Raw genomic sequence first — 22981 nt, 5'->3', positions numbered from 1 at the left:
GAGCGGAAATGACATACATATGTATGGAGGGGTTAGAGGGTTCGGGGAAAAGCGTAAGTCCAAATGTCAGCAGAATCTCACGACTCCGTGGCGAAGGAGCTTGCGCTCGGTTGCGCAGCAACCGCAAGTTCTTAGGGCCGCTGCGCAGCCCCGCGCCACAGGGTTATTCCACAGTACGATGAACCAGGCTCAGACCAGCTTTTGCGCCAGCACCGCAATATGCTCCGGCCCAATCCCGCAGCAGCCGCCCAGATGGCTTGCCCCGCGCTTGCGCCAGTCAGCCGCCCACTGAAGGTACCCTGGTGGATCAAGGTCTTCGCGCAGCGGGTCCAACCCGTCGTTGGCCGTCGCCTCCTTCGGCTGCGGTGGGAACGCGTTGGCGTAGGCTCCAATGTGGATCTTCACCCCCAGACGCTCGAAGGTGTCCCGCGCGGCATCGATTGCTGCGCCGATCACTTCTGGTTGGCTGCAATTGAACAGCAGCGTTTCGACGCCGAGCTCGGCGGCCACTGCCGCCGCGTCCGCCACCGGCTCACCGGAACGCAGGCGCGGCACTTCATCGGTGTCTTCATCTTTCAGGGTGAATGACAGCCAGAACGGCTTGCCGTCCTTCGGCAGCCCGGCGTGGATCGCTCGCGCTTCAACCGTCGAGCTTTGGGTTTCGGCCAACCACAGGTCAACATGAGGCGCCAGGCCTGTCACCAGCGGCGCCAACAGTTCATTGGCACGGCAAGCATCGAACAAATCGGGTCGATAGGAACCGAACAACGGTGGCAGCGACCCGGCAATCCGTACTGATTTGCCTGAGGCCTGTACCGCCCGCTGCGCCAGCTCCCCAGCCAGCGCCGCCAATGCCTGGCCCTCGGCTGCAAAGCGCTCCTCTCCGATGTGAAACGGCACTACGGCGTAGCTGTTGCTGGTAATCACGTTGGCGCCGCTGGCGATGTAGGCCGCGTGTACCGCTTCGACCGCCTGGGGTGCTTCGCTCAAGGCCAGCGCCGACCACTCGGGTTGTCGGAACGGGGCGCCCCGACGTTGCAGTTCGCGGCCCATGCCGCCATCAAGGATGACTATCGTTGCTGCGCCCATATGCGATTCACTCATAAGCTTATGAAAAATACTCACTACCGGAGTCCTTCTTATAACTATTTAATACGCACCCATCGGTTAACCACAACTTATTTTTCAGCCAGGGATCTCTCGTGAAATTTCAACCGCTGCTGGCCCTCGGCCTGACTTTACTGGCCGTTTCGTCACAAGCGCTCGCTGGCGCCACGCTGGATCGCATCGAGCAAAAAAAAGAACTGGTCGGCGTGCTGATGGAAAGCTATCCGCCCTTCTCATTCCTCAACGATCAGAACCAGCTCGACGGTTTTGACGTGGATGTTGCCAAAGCGGTCGCTGAAAAACTGGGCGTGAAGCTGCGCCTGGAAACCCCCTCCTGGGACGTGATTGCCGCCGGGCGCTGGAGCGGGCGCTATGACATCTGTATCTGCTCCATGACGCCAAGCAAGGCCCGCGCCGAGGTGTTCGATTTCCCGGTCCAGTATTACGCCTCGCCAGCGGTGATCGTGGTCAACGCCAAGGACGACAGCATCCATGGCGCCAGTGACCTGAGCGGCAAGAAAGTCGGCCTCACCAGCGCCTCCAGCTACGAGAGTTACCTGAACAAGAACCTGGTGATCGAAGGCGCCGAAGACACCCGTTTGAGCTACCCCTTCCAGGACGTGCAGATCGCCCCGTACGACACCGACAACGTGGCCTTCCAGGATCTCGGCCTGGGTGCCGGGGTGCGGCTGGACGCGGTGCTGACCAACTTGGTGACTGCGCAGCCGCGCCTGAGCGAAGACAAACGCTTCAAACTGGCGGGCGAGCCGCTCTATTCCGAGCCGAACTCAGTGGCTATCGAAAAGGGCGACGCAGAGTGGAACAGCAAGGTGCGTGAAGTGTTCGCCCAGTTGAAACAGGACGGCACCTTGAGCAAGCTTTCCCAGAAATGGATCGGCGCCGACATCAGCCAATGACTTCCTTTCCATCCCCTTCTCGGCCACCGCAACCGGTGGCCGAGTCGCGCCTGAAAAAGATCTTCGGTTTTCGCACACGGTTGTACCTGACCTGGGCAGCCATGCTGGTGTTGTTCGCGAGTTTTTTCCTGAGCTTCGACCTGAAATTCTCCATCATCCTCGACAAGCTGCCGAATCTGCTGGGCGTGCACCTGGCACCCAACGGCTTTCTGCAGGGCGCGGCGCTGACGCTGTTCCTGTGCCTGTGTTCGATCGGCGCTTCGTCCTTGCTGGGTTTCATCACCGCTCTGGCGCGGCTGTCCAGCAGCGCGGTTGCCTTCGGCATTGCCAGTTTCTACGCGTCGTTCTTTCGCGGCACGCCGCTGCTGATCCAGATTCTGCTGATCTACCTGGGCCTGCCACAACTGGGGCTGGTGCCGGGCGCGATTGCCGCCGGGATCATCGCCCTGTCGCTGAACTACGGCGCCTACCTGAGCGAAATCTTCCGCGCCGGCATCCTTGGCGTCCCCCATGGCCAGCGCGAAGCCTCCCTTGCGCTGGGCATGGGTGAAACCGTGATCTTCTGGCGTGTCACCCTGCCCCAGGCCATGCGCACCATCATTCCACCGACCACCAACCAATTCATCTCCATGCTCAAGGACTCGTCCCTGATCTCGGTGATGGGCGTCTGGGAAGTGATGTTCCTGGCGCAATCCTATGGTCGTTCCAGCTACCGCTACATCGAAATGCTCACCACGGCGGCGATCATTTACTGGTTGATGTCCATCGCGTTGGAGCTGATCCAGGCGCGGATGGAGCGGCATTATGGGAAGGCTTATCTCAAGCGCAGCTGACAGGACAGTTCCGAGGATCTTGTAGGGCGACGCTTCAGGTCATGGAAGCCAACGCGACGATCTCTGGATCGCAACACGACCGGCCTACAGATGCCATCTGCTGTGGCTTGCCCAAGGCGCGGCGTTAGCTGGCAGCGTGACCGGGGGTGGAATTTTTAAAGTGCGGACTTCTTTCAAGAGAGGCCGCACTCGATGTCTATCCAACATTTACACCCACCCCAACACCTTGCCCTGGCAATCGCCTTGGCGCTCGGCTGCGCCGATGTTTCGATGGCTCAGCCATCAGCCGATATCCTCACAACCGCCGAGCAACAAGAGCACCTCAAGGCCTTCGCCGAAGCTAAGGATACCAAGCGGCAAAATGCCAACACCTCCCGTAAAGGCGACGCGAAATGGACGGGCAAAAATGACTGGGTCATCATCAGCGCAAACGCAAAATTCCCCGGGATCATTGATGGTGGCGGTGGAGAAAACGTTCTGCGCCTGGACGCCGCCAAGCATCCGATATTGGCTGAAACCCGAAACTTCATGGCTTTGCAGGTTGCGCAAGGTAAATGGCAACACACCGGGCATTTCGCAGGCTGGGGGGTGATCGAGCCAGAGGCCACGTTGCTCAATACTGGCCGAATCGACGGCCAGGTAGGGGTTCTCGGCAAGCTAGACAACCAGGGCGTGGTCGCCAATCGCGTGACTGTCGAGCCAGGTGCCAGCATGACGAACTCCGGTGTGGTCAATGGACAGGTTCATGTACGCGAAAGGGCCAGCTTCAGCGGCAATGGCACTGTGGAGTTCTTGAGTGTCGCGGGCCAGTTGGAAGTCGGCCCCGAAATAGGCGCACCCTCCATTACTCAGGACTTCTCGTTGGCGGAGAGTGCCGAACTGATCTACGGGGTCAATGCAGATGGTGGTAGCTCCACGATCAACGTTGAAGGCACCGCGCTCCTCAACAACGCGACGCTGACCGTCGCCGGCGTGCCGGGCGAATACATTGAGGCGCGCGAGCACACGGTCATCCGCGCGGGGAAGATCGAAGGAACGTTCGGCACGGTCTCCAGCAATCTGGCATTCATGACGGCGACGCTGAGCCCCACCGATACGCAAGTCAACCTGACTTACGCGCGCAACGATGTTCCCATCACGCAAGCAGCAACTACCGAAAACGGGCAAGAATTTGCGGCCCATATCGAAGCGCTGCAACCGGTCAAACCAACAGCGCCCGTCCCCAACGACGGGCCCGCCGTTGCACAGGCAGCTGGTGCCCGACCAGGGATCGAAGCCCCAGCAATCAAACCCGTCGAGCCACCCAAAATCACCAGCACCGCTCCCAAACCCACCGGCCAATTGCAAACCACCCAGCCAGTCGCAAAACCCAACGCCGCCATCAACGCCTTGCTCGGCAGCGATATGATGACCGCCGCCAGCGCCATCGACCAACTGAGTGGCTACAACACTGCGGATCTGGGCAACGCCACCTTCAGCAGCATCGCGCCGATCAGCAGCGGAATGCTTTCGGCCATGGGCCAGAAAAACCCGGGGAACGTGCATGCTGACGGTCAAGTCTGGGTCCAGGCCATTGGTAACAGCGGCAGTATCGGCAAACAATTGGGCAGCTATGCCCTGAAACACTCGACCAGAGGTGTGATGCTGGGAACCGACTGGGCCATCAGCCCTGATTGGCGCCTGGGGATAATCGGCGGCAAGACGCAAACCCGGCTGGACGGCCAGCAGTTCGATGGTCGGCTCGACAGTTGGCACCTGGGCGCCTACGCCTTGCGCCAGGACGGGCCATGGGCGCTGCGCCTGGGCGCCGTTTACGGCAATCATGACGGCAGTACCAAGCGTCATGTGCTCTTCAACGGTTTCAGGGATCGCCTCAAAGGTCGCTACGATGCCAATACGCAGCAGGTCTTTGGCCAGCTCGGTTACAACCTGAACATCGGTCACTTCGATATCGAGCCTTATATCGACCTTGGTTACCAACGCTACCAACGCGATCGCTATTCGGAGAACGGTGGCGACGCGGCGTTGCAGTTCAACGGTCAGACCCAGGACTATTTCCACAGCAACCTGGGCCTGCACCTCGCCCGGTCATTCTCTCTTGACCAGGGCATGCGACTGACGCCGCGCTTGAGTCTCGGTTGGAAACATCTCTACGGCGAGACCCGAGGCGCTTCCCGCCAGGGCCTGGTCGGCGCAGGCAAGTCGTATACCGTCGAAGGCGTCGAACTGGACCGTGACAGCCTGCTCTTCGAAACAGGGCTGGACCTGGCCGTTTCGCCCAGGCATACCCTGGGGGTGAGTTATAAGGGTGAAACCGGTCAGGACAACCGTAACGGGGCGTTGATGGGCCAATGGCGAATGATGTTCTGACAGGCAAAAAAAAGGGGAGCACATGCCCCCCCGAGGTTAAACGGTTGTATCGAGGCTGTTAGCTCAGCCTTCGATCTCGATCAGGATCTCGCCCGGATTGACCCGGTCGCCCTTGGCGACATGAATGGCGGTGACCTTGCCGGCGATAGCCGCCTGCACTTCGGTTTCCATCTTCATGGCTTCGGTAATAAGCACCGCTTGGCCGGCCTTCACCACATCGCCCTCCTTGACCAGCACATCGACGATGTTGCCCGGCATGGTGGTGCTGACATGGCCCGGCGCAGTGGCTTGTTTGCGCTTGCTGCTGCCGCCGCCGACAAACTCATTGAGCGGTTCGAACACGACCTCTTCGGGCATGCCATCGATGGACAGGTAGAAGTGACGCTTGCCTTCAGCCTTGACGCCCACGCCGGTGATGTCGACGCGGTAGGTTTCGCCGTGAACATCGATGACGAACTCGGTCGGCACGCCTTCACCGCCCGCCGAGCTCACACTGCCCGCCTCAGGGATTGGCAACAGCACTTCCGGAGTCAGGGTGCCGGCTTCGCGTTCTTCGAGGAACTTGCGCCCGATATCCGGGAACATGGCGTAAGTCAGTACGTCTTCTTCGGATTTGGCCAGTGCGCCGATTTCGCCACGCAGCTTGGTCATTTCCGGCTTGAGCAGGTCGGCCGGACGCACATCGATCACGTCTTCGCTGCCGATGGCCTGACGGCGCAGCTTCTCATTCACCGAACCCGGAGCCTTGCCGTAGCCGCCCTGCAAATAGAGCTTCACTTCGTTGGTGATGGTCTTGTAGCGCTCACCGGCCAGCACGTTGAAGAACGCCTGGGTGCCGACGATCTGCGAGGTCGGGGTCACCAGCGGCGGGAAGCCAAGGTCTTCGCGCACCCGTGGAATCTCTGCCAGCACCTCGTTCATGCGATTCAACGCGCCCTGCTCTTTGAGCTGGTTGGCCAGGTTGGAAATCATCCCGCCCGGCACCTGATTGACCTGGACGCGGGTGTCCACCGCCGTGAACTCGCTTTCGAACTGGTGGTATTTTTTGCGCACCGCATAGAAATACAGGCCGATTTCCTGCAGCAATTCCAGGTTCAGACCAGTGTCGAACTCGCTGCCCTTAAGGGCTGCAACCATCGATTCGGTGCCCGGATGGCTGGTGCCCCAGGCGAAGCTGGAGATCGCGGTGTCGATGTGATCGGCGCCGTTTTCTACGGCCTTGAGCTGACACATCGCCGCCAGGCCAGCGGTGTCATGGGAATGGATGAATACCGGCAACGACTGCTCGGTCTTCAATGCCTTCACCAGCTCGCCAGTGGCGTACGGGGTCAGCAAACCGGCCATGTCCTTGATCGCCACCGAGTCGCAACCCATGGCTTCCATTTGCTTGGCCTGGGCTACGAAAGCCTCAATGGTGTGCACCGGGCTGGTGGTGTAGGCGATGGTGCCCTGGGCGTGCTTGCCGGCGGCTTTCACCGCCTCGATGGCGACCCGCAGGTTACGCACGTCGTTCATCGCATCGAAAATACGGAACACATCGATGCCGTTGACCGCAGCCTTGGCCACGAACGCCTTGACCACGTCATCGCTGTAATGGCGATAGCCCAGCAGGTTCTGACCACGCAGCAGCATTTGCAGGCGAGTGTTGGGCAGCGCCGCACGCAGTTGGCGCAAGCGCTCCCACGGGTCTTCCTTCAGGAAGCGCACGCAGGCGTCGAATGTTGCGCCGCCCCAGACTTCCAACGACCAATAGCCGACTTTGTCGAGCTTGTCGCAGATCGGCAGCATGTCTTCGGTGCGCATGCGGGTGGCGAGCAGCGATTGGTGAGCGTCGCGCAGGATCGTATCGGTTACGTGAATCTTCTTGGACATTGTTATTTTCCTTACAGGCCTGCGTGGGCGGCAATGGCGGCGGCGATGGCCAGGGCCAGCTCTTCGGGTTTGCGCTTGATCGAGTAGTTGGTCAGCTCAGGATGGCTTTCAACGAAGCTGGTATTGAACTGGCCACTACGGAATTCCGGGTTGCGCAGGATTTCCTGGTAATACGCCGCGGTGGTCTTGACCCCTTGCAGACGCATGTCGTCCAGGGCCCGCAGGCCACGGTCCATTGCTTCTTCCCAGGTCAGCGCCCAGACCACCAGCTTCAGGCACATCGAATCGTAGAAGGGCGGAATGGTGTAGCCGGTATAGATCGCTGTGTCGGTGCGCACGCCCGGGCCGCCGGGGGCGTAGTAGCGGGTGATCTTGCCGAAACTGGGCAGGAAGTTGTTTTTCGGGTCTTCGGCGTTGATCCGAAACTGCAGCGCGAAGCCACGGTGATGAATGTCTTCCTGCTTGACCGACAACGGAAGGCCGGAGGCGATGCGAATCTGTTCACGAACAATGTCGATGCCGGTGATTTCTTCGGTGATGGTGTGTTCCACCTGCACCCGGGTGTTCATCTCCATGAAGTACACCTCGCCCTCGGCGAGCAGGAACTCCACGGTGCCGGCGTTCTCGTAGCCCACAGCCTTGGCGGCGCGCACCGACAGGTCACCAATGTAGGCGCGCTGCTCAGGCGTCAGTTGCGGGCTGGGGGCGATCTCGATCAGCTTCTGGTTGCGACGCTGGATCGAGCAATCACGCTCGAACAGATGCACCACGTTGCCAAAACTGTCACCCAGGATCTGCGCTTCGATGTGCTTGGGATTGACGATGCATTTTTCCAGGAACACTTCCGCCGAACCAAAGGCCTTGGTGGCTTCGGAAATGACCCGCGGGAAAGCCTGTTCGAGTTCTTCGCGGCTGTTGCAACGACGGATACCCCGACCGCCACCACCGGACGTAGCCTTGAGCATCACCGGGTAACCAATGCGGTCGCCTTCGGTCAGGGCCTCTTCGATGCCCGATACGTTGCCTTCGGTGCCCGGCGTGACCGGTACGCCGGCCTTGATCATGCTGCGACGCGCTTCGGTCTTGTCGCCCATGCGGCGAATGACTTCAGCCGAAGGACCGATGAATTTGATCCCGCGCTCGGCGCAGATGTCCGCCAGCTCGGCGTTTTCCGAGAGAAAGCCATAACCGGGATGCAACGCATCGCAACCGGTTTCCACAGCCAGGTTCACCAGTTTGCGCGGGTTGAGATAGCCGGCCAGCGGATCGGCGCCGATGCTGTGGGCCTCGTCCGCACGCTTGACATGCAACGCATGGCGGTCAGCGTCGGAATAGACCGCGACCGAGCGAATGCCCATCTCGGCGCAAGCGCGCACGATGCGGACGGCAATCTCACCACGGTTGGCGATCAGGATCTTTGTTATCAATTGGAGGTTCCCTTGAGCCGGTGGTACCACGACCTGGAGCTTCAGGTCGACGCGTGACCAGATGTAACAATCGGTCGCAGCACCACACTAGTCCTGGCTGTTGATTAACAAAAATGAATATTTATTGGGTCGTGCATAAGCAAAGACTTATAGTTGACTCATCCGCCCCGCCCGAGAGCCTATAGAAAATGCGTAAGTCATTGATGCGTATGACATTGCGTCAACTGCAGATTTTCAATGAGGTGTGCGACCTGAGGTCCTACAGCCGCGCAGCCGACGAAATGTCTCTCACACAACCGGCCGTTAGCCTACAGATTCGATCACTTGAGGAGCTGATTGGCCAGCCGCTGTTTGAGTACGTTGGCAAAAAACTCTACATGACCGAAGCCGCCGAAGCCCTTCAACGCGCCAGCCGGGACATCTTCGGGCGCCTGGAAAACCTCGACATGCAGTTGTCGGACATGCAGGGCTCGCTGCAAGGCCAACTGAAGCTGGCGGTGGAATCCAGCGCCAAGTACTTCGTGCCGCACCTGTTCGCCGCCTTCAAGCGCCAGCACCCGGAGGTCAACCTGAACCTCACGGTGGTCAACCGCGGCCAAGTGATCCGAAGGCTCTCGGACAACCGGGACGATCTGGTGATCATGTCCATGGTGCCTCAGGACATGGGCCTGGAATTCCTGCCATTTCTCAATAACCCGATCGTCGCTGTGGCGCCGCCCGACCATCCGCTGTGCCACATGGGCCCGTTGCGCTTGCAAGACCTTGAGCCGTATACGCTGCTGCTGCGCGAGCCAGGGTCAGGCACGCGGCTGGCCTGCGAGGAATATTTCAAGGAGAAACGGGTGCACTTCACCCAGACGCTGGAAGTGGCGTCGGCGGAGGCCCAACGCGAATGCGTTCTCGCAGGGCTGGGCGTGGCGCTGTTGACGCGCCACGCCGTAAGCCGGGAGATGGTGTCCGGCGCTCTCATCGAGTTGCCGGTGGAGGAGCTGCCGCTGTACCGCAGTTGGTGCCTGGTGCAGGCCAGGGCTAAGCGCCTGTCACCGGTGGCTCACGCCTTCCTGGCGTTCGTTCGCGGCGAGCGTGCTCAGATCATTGGCCTGGTTGAGCGTTTCGACGGGAAGCCGCCGATGTTGCCTGCCAATAGTTGAATTCTGCTGCGTCCGGAAACTCGCTGATTTCGGCCAGCAGCTGGCGCTGCTCACAGCGGTCTTCGATGGCACGACGAAACGCCATGCGGCGCTGGTCTTCCTGCTGACGACGGGTTTTGACGGCGCTGCGTTCTTCGTAGGACTGGGTCATGTCGAGACTCCCAAGACGTATACGGGAGCTTTACGATGAAGGCGCGCGATGACGGTTTGGCGGCGCGAGCGTTACAGAACGATGAATTCGCAGATCCCCTCGCCACAGATGCCCCAACTTCAAGACCAGCGGTCAATCGTCCAGCGCTTTCACCGACTTGGGTGACAACCGCAAGCTGCGCAGGCTGCGTTTCACGCTCTTGAGGTGATTGACCAAACTTGGGCCGCGCGCCATGGCGACGCCCATCGCCAGCACATCGATCACCACAAGATGGGCGATGCGCGAGGTCAACGGCGTGTAGATCTCCGTGTCTTCATGCACGTCGATGGCCAGGTTCACCGTGGACAGTTCGGCCAATGGCGTCTGGCTCGGGCACAAGGTGATCAACGAGGCGCCGCTTTCGCGCACCAGGTTGGCGGTGATCAGCAGATCCTTGGAACGGCCCGACTGGGAAATGCAGATCGCCACATCGGTGGGTTTCAACGTGACCGCCGACATCGCCTGCATGTGCGGGTCGGAATAAGCCGCGGCCGTCAGCAGCAACCGGAAGAACTTGTGCTGGGCATCGGCCGCCACCGCGCCCGAAGCACCGAAACCATAAAACTCGACACGCTGGGCCTGGGACATGGCCGTGACGGCTTTTTGCAACGCCACCGGATCAAGCTTCTCGCGAACCTCCATCAGCGTATGCAGGGTCGTGTCGAAGATTTTCAGGCTGTAGTCGGCGACCGAATCGTCTTCATGGATCGCAAACTGGCCGAAGCTCGCACCCGCGGCGAGGCTTTGCGCCAGCTTGAGTTTCAGGTCCTGGAAACCCGAACAACCGATGGCTCGGCAGAAACGCACAATGGTCGGTTCGCTGATGCCGACGCTGTGGGCAAGATCGGCCATGGAGCTGTGCATCACGGCCGCAGGATCAAGCAATACGTGATCGGCGACTTTCAGCTCCGACTTGCGCAGCAGATGGCGTGACTGGGCGATGTGTTGCAACAGGTTCAAGGGATTGGACTCTTGTTATTGGCAGAAGCCGGGATGTAGCAAGCTTGTAGTTATACTACAAGAATCGGCTTTTTGCCCGCCCAATCCGTAACTCAATCTCCCGGTTTCATGCCGCATGCACGCCATGTAGCAACGGCGGGCTAGCAATCATCCCGATTAGCCCATAACAGCGCGGCCAACCCTTGTGCTTCAACCGGTCGGCTGATGAGATAGCCCTGAACCTCATCACATTGTTCAGCTTTCAGAAACTCGAGCTGCTCTGGCCGCTCGACGCCTTCGGCCACCACTTTGAGCGACAACCCATGGGCCATTGCAATGATTGCCCGGGTAATGGCCGCGTCTTCGCTACCCTCCGTCAGCCCACGAATGAACGCCTGATCGATTTTCACGTAATCCACAGGGATGCGTTTGAGATAACTCAGAGACGAATAGCCGGTACCAAAGTCATCGATCGCCAGCTTGACCCCGAGGTCGCGCAATTGCTGGAACGTCGCGATGATGTGCTCAACGCTGTCGAGCAACTGGCTTTCAGTCAGTTCCAGTTCCAGGTATTGCGGCGCCAGACCGGTTTCCTCCAGCACTTGCCGAACCAGGCTGACCAGCTTGCCTTGGCGCAACTGATGCACCGACAGGTTGACCGACACCCTGATCGGCGCCAGCCCCTCACGCTGCCATTGGCACGCCTGCCAACAGGCCTGGCGCAACACGAACTCGCCGATCGGCCCGATCAGCCCGGTCTCTTCGGCCAGGCTGATGAAGTCTCCCGGCGGAACTCGGCCCATGACCGGATGATCCCAACGCACCAACGCCTCGGCGGCGTTAAGGCGGCCGGTCGCCAGGCACAATTTGGGTTGATAGAAAACCTTCAACTGCTGCTCTTCAAGGGCCTTGCGCAGCTGATTCTCCAGTTGCAGGCGCTCCAACGTGCTGGCCTGGAGGCTGTCGGTATAGAACTGGAAATTGTTGCCGCCCAAATGCTTGGCATGTTGCATGGCCATGTTCGCCTGACTGACCAGCGTGGAAATCTCCCTCGCATTGTCGGGCAACATGCTGATGCCGATCGAGGCGCTGACCACCAGTTCGTGGCCCTCGATGGTGAGCGGCAGGCGCAGCTTGGCGGACAGGCGGGTCGCCACCCGCGCCAGGCTGGAAAGGTTGCCGTAGGCATCGAACAACACGGCGAACTCATCGCCGGACAAGCGGGCGATGGTGTCCGCTTCAGGCAACGCATTGATCAGGCGGCGGGCCATCTTCTGCAACAGTTGGTCAGCAACATCATGGCCGAGGCTATCGTTAAGGAGCTTGAAACGGTCCAGGTCGATATGCAGCAATGCCAGGCTGCGTCGGCCGCCCTGACGCACCCGTTGATGGGCTTCGTGCAGGCGCTCGCGGAATAATGAGCGGTTCGCCAGCCCGGTGAGCTCGTCGTAATGGGTCAGGTAGCGCATTCGCTCTTCGGACTCGCGCCGGGCCGAAAGATCGGCGAAGAAGCCCACGATATGGCTCACATGTCCCCGAACATCGCGCACCACGTTCAGTTGCAGCCACTGGGGATACAACTCGCCATTGGCCCGGGCCTCCACCAGTTCACCTTGCCAGGTGCCGTGTTGCTTGAGCGCCTGGCGGATGATCGGGTAGTGCCGGCGGGCATCACGACTGCACGGCAGGTCGACGACATTGCGTCCCAGCATGTCATCGATATTAAAACCGGTGACCCGCGTGAACGCCTGATTGGCGGCCAGCAGTGCGTAATGCGGGTCAAAAATCACAATGCCTTCGCTGGCGGCCTCGAAAACCGTGGCCGCCAATTGGCGCTGTTGCTCGAGCTCCTTGCTGGTGCTGATGTCTCGCCGGGTGCCGACCATGCGCAACACTCGGCCACTCGGGCTGCGCTCCACAGCCCGACCGCGGTCTTCGATCCAGACCCAATGGCCATCGCCGTGACGTACGCGGTATTCGATCTGGTAGTCCTCGCTGCGGCCTTTGAGGTGCTCAACGAGGGCGCGTTTGAGGGCCGGCACGTCTTGAGGATGCAGACGCGGGGTCAGGTGACTGAGCATCGCTGTGATGTACTCAGGCTCCAGGCCGAACAGTTCCTTGAGCTGGGTGTGATGGACTTCGTCGGTTTGCAGGTTCCAGTCCCATAGCCCCAACTCACTGGCCTTGAGCGCCAGGTCAAGACGGGCTTCGCTCTTGCTCAGGGCCTGGCTGGTCGCCTCCAACTCGAGGCTGCGCTGTACCACGCGCGCCTCCAGCCCTACCTGGGCCGACCGCAGTTTTTCCTCGGCGCTGCGACGTTGTTCGACTTCCCGGCCGAGTGCCTCGTTGAGCTGTGCGCTACGCGCTTGCGCCTGCTGCAAATGCTCGATCAGCGCCTGATTCTGGAACCTTCGCAGCATGCCACTTTGTATCAACCGGTTGACCTGCCAGGCCACCACGCTGAGCGAGACGAGTACGACCAGTCCGAGCCAGCCCCATCCGCGCTGCTGCTCATCGCCGCCCCAGAAGAGATAACCGATGGCCGGCAACAGGCACGGTAAGGTAAAGGACAAAAACGCCGGAAGGCTCACGGCATAGGCAACGCTGGCTGACAAGGTGGCCGCGCCAATCAGGCCGAATACCCAGGCCTGTTGCTGAAAGCTGTCGGCCGGTACCAGTGCAATACCTGCTCCGGCCAATGTCAGCCCGGTCATCGCCGAGCCGAGCAAAAACATTCGCAACCATATCGGGTGCGCCTGGCGGCTGGGTATCGCCGAATCGAAGGCCGCCACCTGAATGACCCGTAGCGCAACCAGCGAGAGCAACCAGACCAGCCAGACGCTGACCTGAAAATGACGCGAAGGCCCCCACAACAACGCGGCGCAAACCAGGCCGTTGACCAGCATGAACAGCGTGGGCAGCAGCGAACCCTGATACAACAGCCTTGTGCGTTCGACCGCCATTTCCGTGGCGTACTGCTTGCAGATGATCCGTGGCTCCACACAGGGGCCCGCCAGATCGGAATTTAGGGTCATAGGCACTGTTCTTGTTCTTATTCAGCGGAGCATGGAGAACCCGAAACATGCAGCGAGCATACACAAGGCAACGGCCATCCCACACTGCCCAAGCTCATAAAAATGCTGAAAAAGTCGCTATTTCATTGGGTCGCGAGCCCTTCAAGCGAGCCCGGCCAATGCCTGTGGCCCATGACCGACCGGTCATCACCGACCGGTCTTTTATCGGCTGGGGCAAAGCTCGGTTTGCCCGGGCTGCCGCCGCACCCTAGAATGCCCCGATGCGCGATGATCTCTCCCTTCTGCTGAACTCCCTCAACGATGCCCAACGCCAGGCCGTAGCGGCCTCCGTGGGTCGTCAGTTAGTCCTGGCCGGTGCCGGCTCCGGTAAAACCCGGGTGCTGGTGCACCGTATCGCCTGGTTGATCCAGGTCGAGAACGCCTCGCCCCATTCGATCCTGTCGGTGACGTTCACCAACAAGGCCGCTGCCGAGATGCGCCATCGCATCGAGCAACTGATGGGCATCAACCCGGCCGGCATGTGGGTCGGCACCTTCCACGGCCTGGCGCACCGCTTGTTGCGGGCGCATTGGCAGGAAGCCGGCCTGAGCCAGACTTTCCAGATTCTCGACAGCGACGACCAGCAGCGGCTGGTCAAGCGGGTGATCCGTGAGCTGGGCCTGGATGAACAGCGCTGGCCGGCCCGTCAGGCCCAGTGGTTCATCAACGGCCAGAAAGACGAAGGCCTGCGCCCGCAACACATCCAGGCCAGCGGCGATCTGTTCCTGGCGACCATGCGCAGCATCTATGAAGCCTACGAGGCGGCGTGTCAGCGGGCTGGCGTGATCGACTTCTCCGAGCTGCTGCTGCGCGCACTGGACCTGTGGCGCGATCACCCAGGCCTGCTGGCGCACTATCAGAAGCGCTTCCGGCATGTGCTGGTGGACGAGTTCCAGGACACCAACGCCGTGCAATACGCCTGGTTGCGCCTGCTGGCCAAGGGCGGCGACAGCCTGATGGTGGTGGGCGATGACGACCAGTCGATCTACGGCTGGCGCGGCGCCAAAATCGAGAATATTCATCAGTATTCGGCGGACTTCCCTGACGCCCAAGTGATCCGCCTGGAACAGAACTACCGCTCCACCGCCGGCATTCTCAAGGCCGCCAACGCCCTGATCGCCAACAATACCGGGCGCCTGGGCAAAGAACTGTGGACCGATGGCGGCGAAGGCGAAGCGATCAACCTCTATGCCGCCTTCAACGAACACGATGAAGCCCGCTACGTGGTGGAAACCATCGAAAGCGCGCTGAAAACCGGCCTGGCCCGCAGCGACATCGCCATCCTGTATCGCTCCAACGCCCAGTCCCGGGTGTTGGAAGAAGCCCTGTTGCGCGAACGTATCCCGTACCGCATCTATGGCGGCCAGCGCTTCTTCGAGCGCGCCGAAATCAAGAACGCCATGGCCTACCTGCGCCTGCTCGAAGGACGCGGCAACGACGCGGCCCTGGAGCGGGTGATCAACGTCCCGACCCGGGGCATTGGCGAGAAAACCGTCGAAGCGATTCGCGACCACGCGCGCCACAGCCATGTGTCGATGTGGGAAGCCATGCGCCAGTTGGTCACCAACAAGGGCATGACCGGCCGCGCCGCCGGTGCGCTGAAGGCGTTCATGGACCTGATCGACGACCTGGCCACCAAGTGCACGGACATGCCGCTGCATTTGATGACTCAGACCGTTATCGAGCAGTCCGGCCTTATCGCCTACCACGAGGCGGAAAAGGGCGAGAAAGGCCAGGCCCGGGTGGAAAACCTCGAGGAACTGGTCAGCGCCGCACGCAACTTCGAGAACACCGAGGAAGACGAAGAGCTTTCGCCACTGTCGGCCTTTCTGGGCCACGCCTCTCTGGAGGCCGGCGACACCCAGGCCGACGAGCATGAAGACAGCATCCAGTTGATGACCCTGCACAGTGCCAAGGGTCTGGAATTCCCCTACGTGTTCCTGGTGGGAATGGAAGAAGGCCTGTTCCCGCACAAGATGAGCCTGGAAGAGCCGGGACGCTTGGAAGAGGAACGACGCCTGGCCTACGTTGGCATCACCCGCGCCATGCAGAACCTGGTGTTGACGTACGCCGAGACCCGACGCCTGTACGGCAGCGAAACCTACAACAAGGTGTCGCGCTTCGTCCGTGAAGTGCCCAAAGGCCTGATTCAGGAGGTGCGGCTGTCCAACAGCGTCAGCCGTCCGTTCGGCGGCGGCCAGCAGCAAAGCACCAGCAGTCTGTTTGGCGGCAGCGACATCCCGGAAACCGGCTTCAGTCTCGGCCAGACCGTGCGACATTCGGTGTTCGGCGATGGCGTGATCCTCAACTTCGAAGGCGCCGGCGCCCAGGCCCGGGTTCAGGTGAACTTCAGCGAAGGCAGCAAGTGGCTGATGCTGGGGTATGCCAAGTTGGAAGCGATCTAGGCGTTCTGAAAGCTTTTTATGTGGGAGCGAGCCTGCTCGCGATAGCAGTGGATCAGGCAACATTGACAGTGACTGACCCACCGCGATCGCGAGCAGGCTCGCTCCCACAGGTCGGATTGCTCACGCCTGCTGCCTTTCCGATAGAACTTGTCCCCCTTTCCTACAGCCAAAAGCCAACAAGCCCTCTTGCGCGGCTGAAGCTGAACCTAACCTGTCACGCAAAAGCCCGAAACACTCTGCCGCTAGCCAGCAACAGTTCACCTGTGCAACATGGCGCGCGTGCTATCCACAAATGGGAATGCCCTTATATGAAACGTTTTCTTAGCATCGCCATGGCGTTGTGCATCGGCCTGACGATGGCCATCGACGCCAATGCCGCCAAGCGCTTTGGCGGTGGTAAAAGTTCGGGCGCTGCCCCGACCCACCAGACCAGCCAGATGGCGCCGTCCTCTGCGGCCGGCTCTACCGCGGCTACTGCGGGCGCGGCCGGTGCGGCTGGCGCCGCCACCAAAGCCAGCGGTGCTTCGCGCTGGCTCGGCCCCCTGGCCGGCATCGCCGCCGGTGGCCTGCTCGCCTCCATGTTCATGGGCGACGGCTTCCAGGGCATGCAAATCTTCGACATCCTGATCATGGCGGTCATCGCCTTCCTGGTCTTCCGCTTCATTGCCGCCCGTCGTCGCAAGCAGCAGGAGCAACTGGCTCCGGCCGGTCATGCGCCGATGCAACGTGAGGTGTTCAACCAGCAACCGGCCAGTGGTTCGATCTTCGGCGGTTCGGCAGCACCGGTGGCTGCTCGACCGGTGATCAATGCGCCAGCCTGGTTCAACGAAGAGCGCTTCATCGAAGCGGCGCGCAACCATTTCATGTCCCTGCAGCAACACTGGGATGCGAACGAAATGGACAAGATCTCTGAGTTCGTGACCCCGCAACTGCTGGAATTCCTCAAGCGCGAGCGGGCCGAACTGGGCGATGGCTTCCAGTCGACCTACATCGACAATCTGCAAGTACAGCTGGACGGTGTCGATGATCGCGCCGACAAGACCATCGCCACCCTGACCTTCAGCGGTGTGTCGAAGGACTCGCGCTTCGACAAAGGCGAAGCGTTCAGCGAAAGCTGGAACATGGAACGTCCCCAGGGCGATGACCAGCCTTGGCTGGTGGCCGGTATCCGCCAGAACGGTTGAACCTCTGCGCGTTTTGCATGTTGAAATAAAAGAACCCCGGCTCAGGCCGGGGTTTTCTATTTCGCGGTTGCATCTATAGCGAGCTACTGTATAAACCGCTCCATATAAACCGCGCCATCGAGAAAGAGGATCCCGGACGTGGAAGAAATCATCGAACAATTGCGTGAAGCCAACGAACCCGTGCCGGTTCCACTGGAGTTACCTGACGAAGACTTGCTGGTGGAGATCGAAGAGCAGCTGTTCATCGATATTCCGTTCGTATTCAGAGAGTTTTTGCTGACAGTCAGCGATGTTGTCTACGGCAGCCTGGAACCCGTGACCGTCACCGATCCGCAGTCCCACACCTATCTGCCAGATGTGGCCGCCAACGCCTGGGATGCCGGTGTCGACCGTAGCCTGATCCCGATCTGCCAGGACGGCGACGACTATTACTGCGTCGAAGAAGACGGGACCGTGGTGTTGTGGCAGGCCGAAGAAGAGCTGATTGCCGAAGAAACCTGGGAATCGGTCTGGCACTGGGCCCGGGACGTCTGGCTGGAAAGCTGATCCGCCGCACGCCCGCCGCCGGTCAATGCCCGGACGATTCCTTGTGATTGTCCAGGGTCTCCAGCAAGGCCACCTGCATCCGCGTATGCAGGCGGACGAACCAGCGCCAGAGCAATGCCGCCACGACCGTGGCCACCACCGCGATCAGTACCAGCAACTTGTTGGTCGGCAGAATACTGGCCGACAAGGCTGCCAAGAGCAGGAAAATCATCAGCAGCGAGAGGATCGGGATCACTTCTGCGATCACTCGACGCACGCGCTGGGTGTGACGGCCGGCCATCTCCGGCTTCACGCCCATTTCCGCCAGCAGCATCGACAACGCCTTGAGCTTGCGATACGCGGCAATCAAAAACGGCAGCGACAACAACAACGCCCCGCCCCAGATCAGTGCTTTGTGCCAACTCGGGTCGCTGATCCAGGCTTGCAGGTAGGCCGACATCTGTTCGGCAAAGTAGCCACCGGCGATAAAAATCGCGATGACCAGCGCCAGATTGATGCCCACCTGCAGCAAAATCCGCCGGATCATGGCGGCCACCAGCGCCCCCTCCCCTTGGGGTTGAATGCTGCGAAGCCACTCGCCATACATTCCCAGTACCCTCGACAGCCGTTGTGGCATAACGGCAGCCAGCCTGACCGATAAAGGGTCGGCGGCCCGGATCAGGTACGGGGTCAGCAGAGTGGTCAGTACCGAAACCGCGACCGCTACCGGATAAAGGAAATCGCTGGTGACCTGCAAGGTCATCCCCAGCGATGCGATGATGAAGGAAAATTCGCCGATCTGCGAAAGGCCCATCCCGACTCGCAGCGAGGTCCTCCCGTCGTTGCCGGCAATAAAAGCACCGAGGCCGCAAGAGAGCATCTTGCCCAGCACCACTGCGGCGGTAATCACGGCAATCGGCCAAGCGTATTGGAGCAATATGACCGGATCGAGCATCAGGCCGATGGCGACGAAGAAGATTGCGCTGAACAAGTCGCGTACCGGCTCCACCAGCCGTTCGATTTTCAGCAACTGCCGCGACTCGGCCATGATCGCGCCGATCAGAAACGCTCCCAGCACCATGCTGTATTCCAGCTTGACCACCAGCAGGCAAAAGCCGAAACACAGGCCCAGCACGGTGATCAGCAACATCTCGTCGCTGTCGAACTTCGCCACGTAAGCCAGCAGCCTGGGCACCAGCAATATGCCGATCACCAGGGCGACAATCATGAATAACGACAATTTGCCGACCGTGGAGAACACTTCGCCGGAGCTGACCGTCCCGCTGACAGCGATGCTCGACAGCAAGGCGATAATGCCGATGCCCAGGATGTCTTCGACGATCAGGACCCCGAAGATCAGTTGCGCAAAGCGCTCGTTCTTCATCTTCAGGTCATTGAGAGCCTTGACGATGATGGTGGTCGAGGAGATAGCCAGGATCGCCCCGAGGAACAACGAGTCCATGGTGTTCCAGTCGAACCAGCGCCCGATTTCGTAGCCGATCCAGATCATCAACACAATTTCGAGAAACGCCGCGATGAACGCCGTGGCGCCCACCTTGAACAACTTGCGCAGGCTGAACTCCAGGCCCAGATAAAACATGAGGAAGATGACCCCCAACTCGGCCAGGGTCCTGATCGTCTCTTCGTCGTGGATAAAACCGAAAGGCGGCGTATGCGGGCCGATGATGAAGCCTGCAACGATGTAACCCAGCACCACGGGTTGTTTGAAACGATGAAAGAGTACCGTGACCAGCCCCGCTGCCATCATGATGATCGCCAGGTCTTGAATAAAACTGATGGCATGCATGGTGGGGCTCCCTGTTCATATGACTCATCACAGAGCTGGACGAGTCCGTTTCCTTTGTAGGAAATACCCTCGCAAGGGGCTTTTGAAGGGTACCACCGCGACTTCCGACAAAAAGACAGTGCAATATATGGAAACAGATCCACCGGGGCGTGACGGCAGCCACAGGCGCAGCGTCCCGATACTGGTAGTTTGAAAACCTTCCAGCACCCGCAGAGGTGCACTCCCGAAATTGCTGCCTTGAACCGTGAGTACGTTATGGAACCCGGAAACGCCCAGCTGTCGATGACGGTGCTGATGACCCCCGATATGGCCAACTTCTCTGGCAATGTGCATGGCGGCACCCTGCTCAAGTACCTCGACGAAGTCGCCTACGCCTGCGCCAGCCGCTACGCCGGGCGCTATGTAGTGACGCTGTCGGTTGACCAGGTGATTTTCCGCGAGCCGATTCATGTCGGCGAGCTGGTGACGTTTCTGGCGTCGGTGAACTACACCGGTAACACGTCAATGGAAGTGGGCATCAAAGTCGTGACCGAAAACATTCGTGAACGCTCGGTGCGCCACACCAACAGCTGCTTCTTCACCATGGTTGCGGTGGACGATCAGCGCAAACCCGCCGCCGTCCCGCCATTGCAACCGCAGAACAGCGAAGAAAAACGCCGTTACGAACAAGCCCAGCAGCGTCGGCAAATTCGCCAGGAGCTGGAGAGGCGCTATCAGGAAATCAAAGCCGACGGCCCTTAACAGATCCGCCCGGCTCGCACCCACAGGGATTCGCGTTGATCAGAGGCTGATCGGTACAGCTTCGAACCCTACCCTCGGATGGGTGATCCGGTCCTGGGCGCGTACCAGTTCCAGCTCGTAACTGGCACACGCCTGGGTTTCCAGCAGTACTTCATGTACGGCTGCGGCAGTGAATTCGAGCGCCGCCACCAGGCTGTCTCCCAGCACCACTCGCGCCAGGAACAGCCCCGAGGTCAAGTCTCCCACCCCCACCGGCTGACGAGGGAATGCGAGTAATGGACGACGCAGGTGCCAGCTACCGTCGGCGGTTACCAACAACATTTCGAAGCTGTCCTCGGGCTTGCCCGGATAGGCCAGGTGTTTGACGAGTATCGCTTTGGGTCCGCGGGTCAGGAGCGCGCGAGCCATGGCCAGGCAGTCCAGCAGCGACTGCGCCTTGCGTCCCGAAAAACTGTCCAGCTCCAGCTGGTTCGGGCACATGATGTCCGCCACACCAGCCGCTTCCTCCAGGAGAAAATCGCTCACCTCGGGCGCCACGATGCAACCCTTCTCCGGATGCCCCATGACCGGATCACACAAATAAATTGCCTTGGGATTGCACGCCTTGATTCGCGCCACGCCCGCCAGAATCGCCTGCCCTTGGGCGGCGCTGCCCAGGTAACCGGACAACACCGCGTCACAATTGCCCAGCTCGCCGATTGCGGCGATCCCCTCTACCAATGCCGGTATCTGCTCAGAGGCAAGCACGTCGCCGGTCCACTGTCCGTACTGAGTGTGATTGGAAAATTGTACGGTGTTGAGCGGCCACACGTTCACCCCCACCCGTTGCATCGGAAAGACTGAAGCGCTGTTACCGGCGTGACCGAAGACCACGTGGGACTGGATGGCAAGCAGATGAGGGGTACGTTTCATGCGGGATGTTTCCGTAAAACGAATGAAATTCAAGCCGCGCAGTATGCGACTAAACGCAACCTGTACGACAGACCGGGGACACAGTTAAGCTGACAGCAACTTGTAGGAGCACTTCGTTCATGCTGACCCTTGGAAATATTTTCGTGCTGATGCTGTTGGCTACCGCCGGCGCCTGGCTGTGGCACAACCATGGTTTGCGCGAACGAGCGTTGGCGAGGGTCATGCAACATTGCGCCAACCTCAAGATCGAGCTGCTGGACGGCAACGTGGCGCTGAAAAAGATTGGGTTCGTCAAAGACGCCAGCGGACGCCGGCGCCTGGCCCGTATCTATAACTTCGAATTCACCGTCACGGGTGAATCGCGCCATTCGGGCACCATTACCCAGTTCGGGGCCCACAGCGCGCAAATCGAGCTGGCGCCTTACCCAATGCCGTTCGAAGAGTCAGCGCCGACACCGATCGAACCGGTCCAGACCAGGCCCAGGGCCGAAGTCATCGAGTTGAGTCAGTGGCGCCAGGAACACAACAAATGGAAGCCTTGAAGCAAGGCTGACTCACGGGCACCGACAGTTAGCCAGGCCGGCTTGCAGCGCTGCCACGTCTTGAGGCTCATCAAAAATCAATTCGATTCGTGAGTCCTGGCGCCACTCGCTGGCCTGCCACCGCAGCGTCGCGCCCTCCAGCGCATTGGCTGAAACCCAGCCATCGGCGCTGTGGATAACCATCTTCGCCCGCTTCCAGCCCCAGCCTTGCAGGCAGCGCGTCAACGTCGCCGTGTCCAGTCGCTGACTCGGATGCCAGCGCCAGCCAATACTCCAGCCGCCTTCCTGTTGCTGATACAGGCAGATGGGCGATGTCGGGTCGGTCCAGACGGCCGGCATCTGTCCCACCTCCCTGGGCAGACTCACGTTAGCCACAATCCCGCTTCCGCGAGCCGCAAGACCTGGCAGCCGATCGATCGGCAAGGCTGCCTGTCGGGTCCAGTACAGGGCAATCTCCGGCAGTTGCGCGGTGATGCCCAGGCGTTCGGTTTCGCTCAAGTGCTCGGATTTGTTCAGCACCACCAACCCTGCATCGGCCAGAGTTTGCCGTTGCGCGTCGGGCAACGGCGTGCCATCCGCCATCGCTCGGGCATCGAGCACCAACACGCAAGGCTGAACCGCCAGCACGCCGAGCCATGGCGTTTCGTTCAGTTGCCGCATCAACTGCGCCGGATGGCCCAGGCCGGAGGGCTCGATAAACAGTCGATCCGGGCGCGCCTTGCGCAGTAAACGAGCGAGGCCGATCTGAAATGGCGCGCCGTTGACGCAACACAAACAGCCCCCGGCCACTTCGCCCAGTGCGATACCATCGGCAGTCTGGGTCAGCAACGCCGCGTCCAGGCCGATTTGACCAAACTCGTTGATCAGCACCGCCCAGCGCTCATTCGCCGGGCGCTGCGCCAGCAATTGCTTGATCAGGCTGGTCTTGCCAGCCCCCAAAGGGCCTGCGATGACGTGGGTGGGAATGTTCTGCAACATAATCGGC

18 protein-coding genes are annotated in these 22981 nt (G+C 60.3%); 9 read left to right on the top strand and 9 right to left on the bottom strand.

Annotated elements, in window-relative coordinates; translation table 11 throughout:
* Window positions 1–189: 189 nt before the first annotated feature.
* Window positions 190–1089, bottom strand: coding sequence for a homocysteine S-methyltransferase family protein (locus tag T3A99_RS16080; protein WP_047226704.1), 900 nt, complete (start codon window positions 1087–1089; stop codon window positions 190–192).
* 113 nt (window positions 1090–1202) lie between these two features.
* Between T3A99_RS16080 and T3A99_RS16075 the strand changes: the two genes are divergently transcribed.
* From T3A99_RS16075 to T3A99_RS16065, 3 genes are all read left to right on the top strand, one after another.
* Entirely contained in the window at window positions 1203–2024 is an 822-nt protein-coding gene (locus T3A99_RS16075) for an ABC transporter substrate-binding protein (RefSeq protein WP_322834560.1), read from the top strand.
* Window positions 2021–2857, top strand: coding sequence for an amino acid ABC transporter permease (locus tag T3A99_RS16070; protein WP_322834559.1), 837 nt, complete (start codon window positions 2021–2023; stop codon window positions 2855–2857). Before T3A99_RS16075 ends, T3A99_RS16070 begins: the two co-directional genes overlap by 4 nt.
* A gap of 270 nt (window positions 2858–3127) precedes the next feature.
* Window positions 3128–5227, top strand: a complete 2100-nt coding sequence (locus T3A99_RS16065) for an autotransporter outer membrane beta-barrel domain-containing protein (RefSeq protein WP_322834558.1) — start codon at window positions 3128–3130, stop codon at window positions 5225–5227.
* Between the two features lie 63 nt (window positions 5228–5290).
* Here T3A99_RS16065 and oadA read toward each other — a convergent pair whose 3' ends face one another.
* Window positions 5291–7099 carry a sodium-extruding oxaloacetate decarboxylase subunit alpha gene (gene oadA, locus T3A99_RS16060; RefSeq protein ID WP_107323149.1) on the bottom strand — a complete coding sequence of 603 codons (1809 nt, stop codon included), beginning with the start codon at window positions 7097–7099 and terminating at the stop codon, window positions 5291–5293.
* A gap of 11 nt (window positions 7100–7110) precedes the next feature.
* The gene (locus T3A99_RS16055) at window positions 7111–8526 is read right to left on the bottom strand and encodes an acetyl-CoA carboxylase biotin carboxylase subunit (RefSeq protein WP_047226699.1); all 1416 of its coding nucleotides are present in this window, start codon (window positions 8524–8526) and stop codon (window positions 7111–7113) included.
* A 188-nt stretch (window positions 8527–8714) separates the two neighbouring features.
* Between T3A99_RS16055 and T3A99_RS16050 the strand changes: the two genes are divergently transcribed.
* Window positions 8715–9677 (top strand): LysR family transcriptional regulator, encoded by a 963-nt coding sequence (locus T3A99_RS16050; protein ID WP_047226698.1) that lies wholly within the window; start codon window positions 8715–8717, stop codon window positions 9675–9677.
* On the opposite strand, the gene T3A99_RS16045 is transcribed toward T3A99_RS16050, so the two are convergent.
* The 3 genes from T3A99_RS16045 to T3A99_RS16035 all read right to left on the bottom strand — a co-directional run bounded on the left by T3A99_RS16045 (window position 9619) and on the right by T3A99_RS16035 (window position 13841).
* A complete protein-coding gene (locus T3A99_RS16045; RefSeq protein ID WP_047226697.1) occupies window positions 9619–9828 on the bottom strand; it encodes a PA3496 family putative envelope integrity protein in 210 nt (69 codons plus the stop codon). The genes T3A99_RS16050 and T3A99_RS16045 overlap by 59 nt on opposite strands.
* A 132-nt stretch (window positions 9829–9960) precedes the next feature.
* The gene (hexR, locus tag T3A99_RS16040) at window positions 9961–10827 is read right to left on the bottom strand and encodes a transcriptional regulator HexR (protein ID WP_003187110.1); all 867 of its coding nucleotides are present in this window, start codon (window positions 10825–10827) and stop codon (window positions 9961–9963) included.
* A 140-nt stretch (window positions 10828–10967) separates the two neighbouring features.
* Window positions 10968–13841: a putative bifunctional diguanylate cyclase/phosphodiesterase gene (locus tag T3A99_RS16035; protein ID WP_047226696.1), complete on the bottom strand. Its 2874-nt coding sequence runs from the start codon at window positions 13839–13841 to the stop codon at window positions 10968–10970.
* Between the two features lie 260 nt (window positions 13842–14101).
* On the opposite strand from T3A99_RS16035, the gene uvrD reads away from it, so the two are divergent.
* From uvrD to T3A99_RS16020, 3 genes are all read left to right on the top strand, one after another.
* Window positions 14102–16285, top strand: a complete 2184-nt coding sequence (gene uvrD, locus T3A99_RS16030; protein WP_047226695.1) for a DNA helicase II — start codon at window positions 14102–14104, stop codon at window positions 16283–16285.
* 308 nt (window positions 16286–16593) lie between these two features.
* Window positions 16594–17469 (top strand): Tim44 domain-containing protein, encoded by an 876-nt coding sequence (locus T3A99_RS16025; RefSeq protein WP_047226694.1) that lies wholly within the window; start codon window positions 16594–16596, stop codon window positions 17467–17469.
* 138 nt (window positions 17470–17607) lie between these two features.
* On the top strand, window positions 17608–18015 hold the full coding sequence (locus T3A99_RS16020) for an SMI1/KNR4 family protein (protein WP_003187120.1): 408 nt from the start codon (window positions 17608–17610) through the stop codon (window positions 18013–18015).
* 22 nt (window positions 18016–18037) lie between these two features.
* Here the strand turns inward: T3A99_RS16020 and T3A99_RS16015 are convergent, their stop codons facing one another.
* Complete coding sequence (locus tag T3A99_RS16015; RefSeq protein WP_173406382.1) at window positions 18038–19801, bottom strand: cation:proton antiporter; 1764 nt, start codon at window positions 19799–19801, stop codon at window positions 18038–18040.
* Window positions 19802–20056: 255 nt separating this feature from the next.
* Between T3A99_RS16015 and T3A99_RS16010 the strand changes: the two genes are divergently transcribed.
* Complete coding sequence (locus T3A99_RS16010; protein ID WP_047226692.1) at window positions 20057–20542, top strand: acyl-CoA thioesterase; 486 nt, start codon at window positions 20057–20059, stop codon at window positions 20540–20542.
* 39 nt (window positions 20543–20581) lie between these two features.
* On the opposite strand, the gene pdxY is transcribed toward T3A99_RS16010, so the two are convergent.
* Window positions 20582–21454: a pyridoxal kinase PdxY gene (gene pdxY, locus T3A99_RS16005; protein ID WP_322834557.1), complete on the bottom strand. Its 873-nt coding sequence runs from the start codon at window positions 21452–21454 to the stop codon at window positions 20582–20584.
* Between the two features lie 119 nt (window positions 21455–21573).
* Between pdxY and T3A99_RS16000 the strand changes: the two genes are divergently transcribed.
* Window positions 21574–21996: a DUF3301 domain-containing protein gene (locus tag T3A99_RS16000; RefSeq protein WP_047226690.1), complete on the top strand. Its 423-nt coding sequence runs from the start codon at window positions 21574–21576 to the stop codon at window positions 21994–21996.
* Between the two features lie 12 nt (window positions 21997–22008).
* Here the strand turns inward: T3A99_RS16000 and T3A99_RS15995 are convergent, their stop codons facing one another.
* Complete coding sequence (locus T3A99_RS15995) at window positions 22009–22974, bottom strand: CobW-like GTP-binding protein (RefSeq protein ID WP_322834556.1); 966 nt, start codon at window positions 22972–22974, stop codon at window positions 22009–22011.
* Window positions 22975–22981: the final 7 nt, after the last annotated feature.

This window comes from Pseudomonas sp. N-137 (genome assembly GCF_034555295.1).
GTDB classification, from domain to species: domain Bacteria; phylum Pseudomonadota; class Gammaproteobacteria; order Pseudomonadales; family Pseudomonadaceae; genus Aquipseudomonas; species Aquipseudomonas rhizophila.
This window is presented reverse-complemented; position numbering and strand designations above follow the sequence as displayed.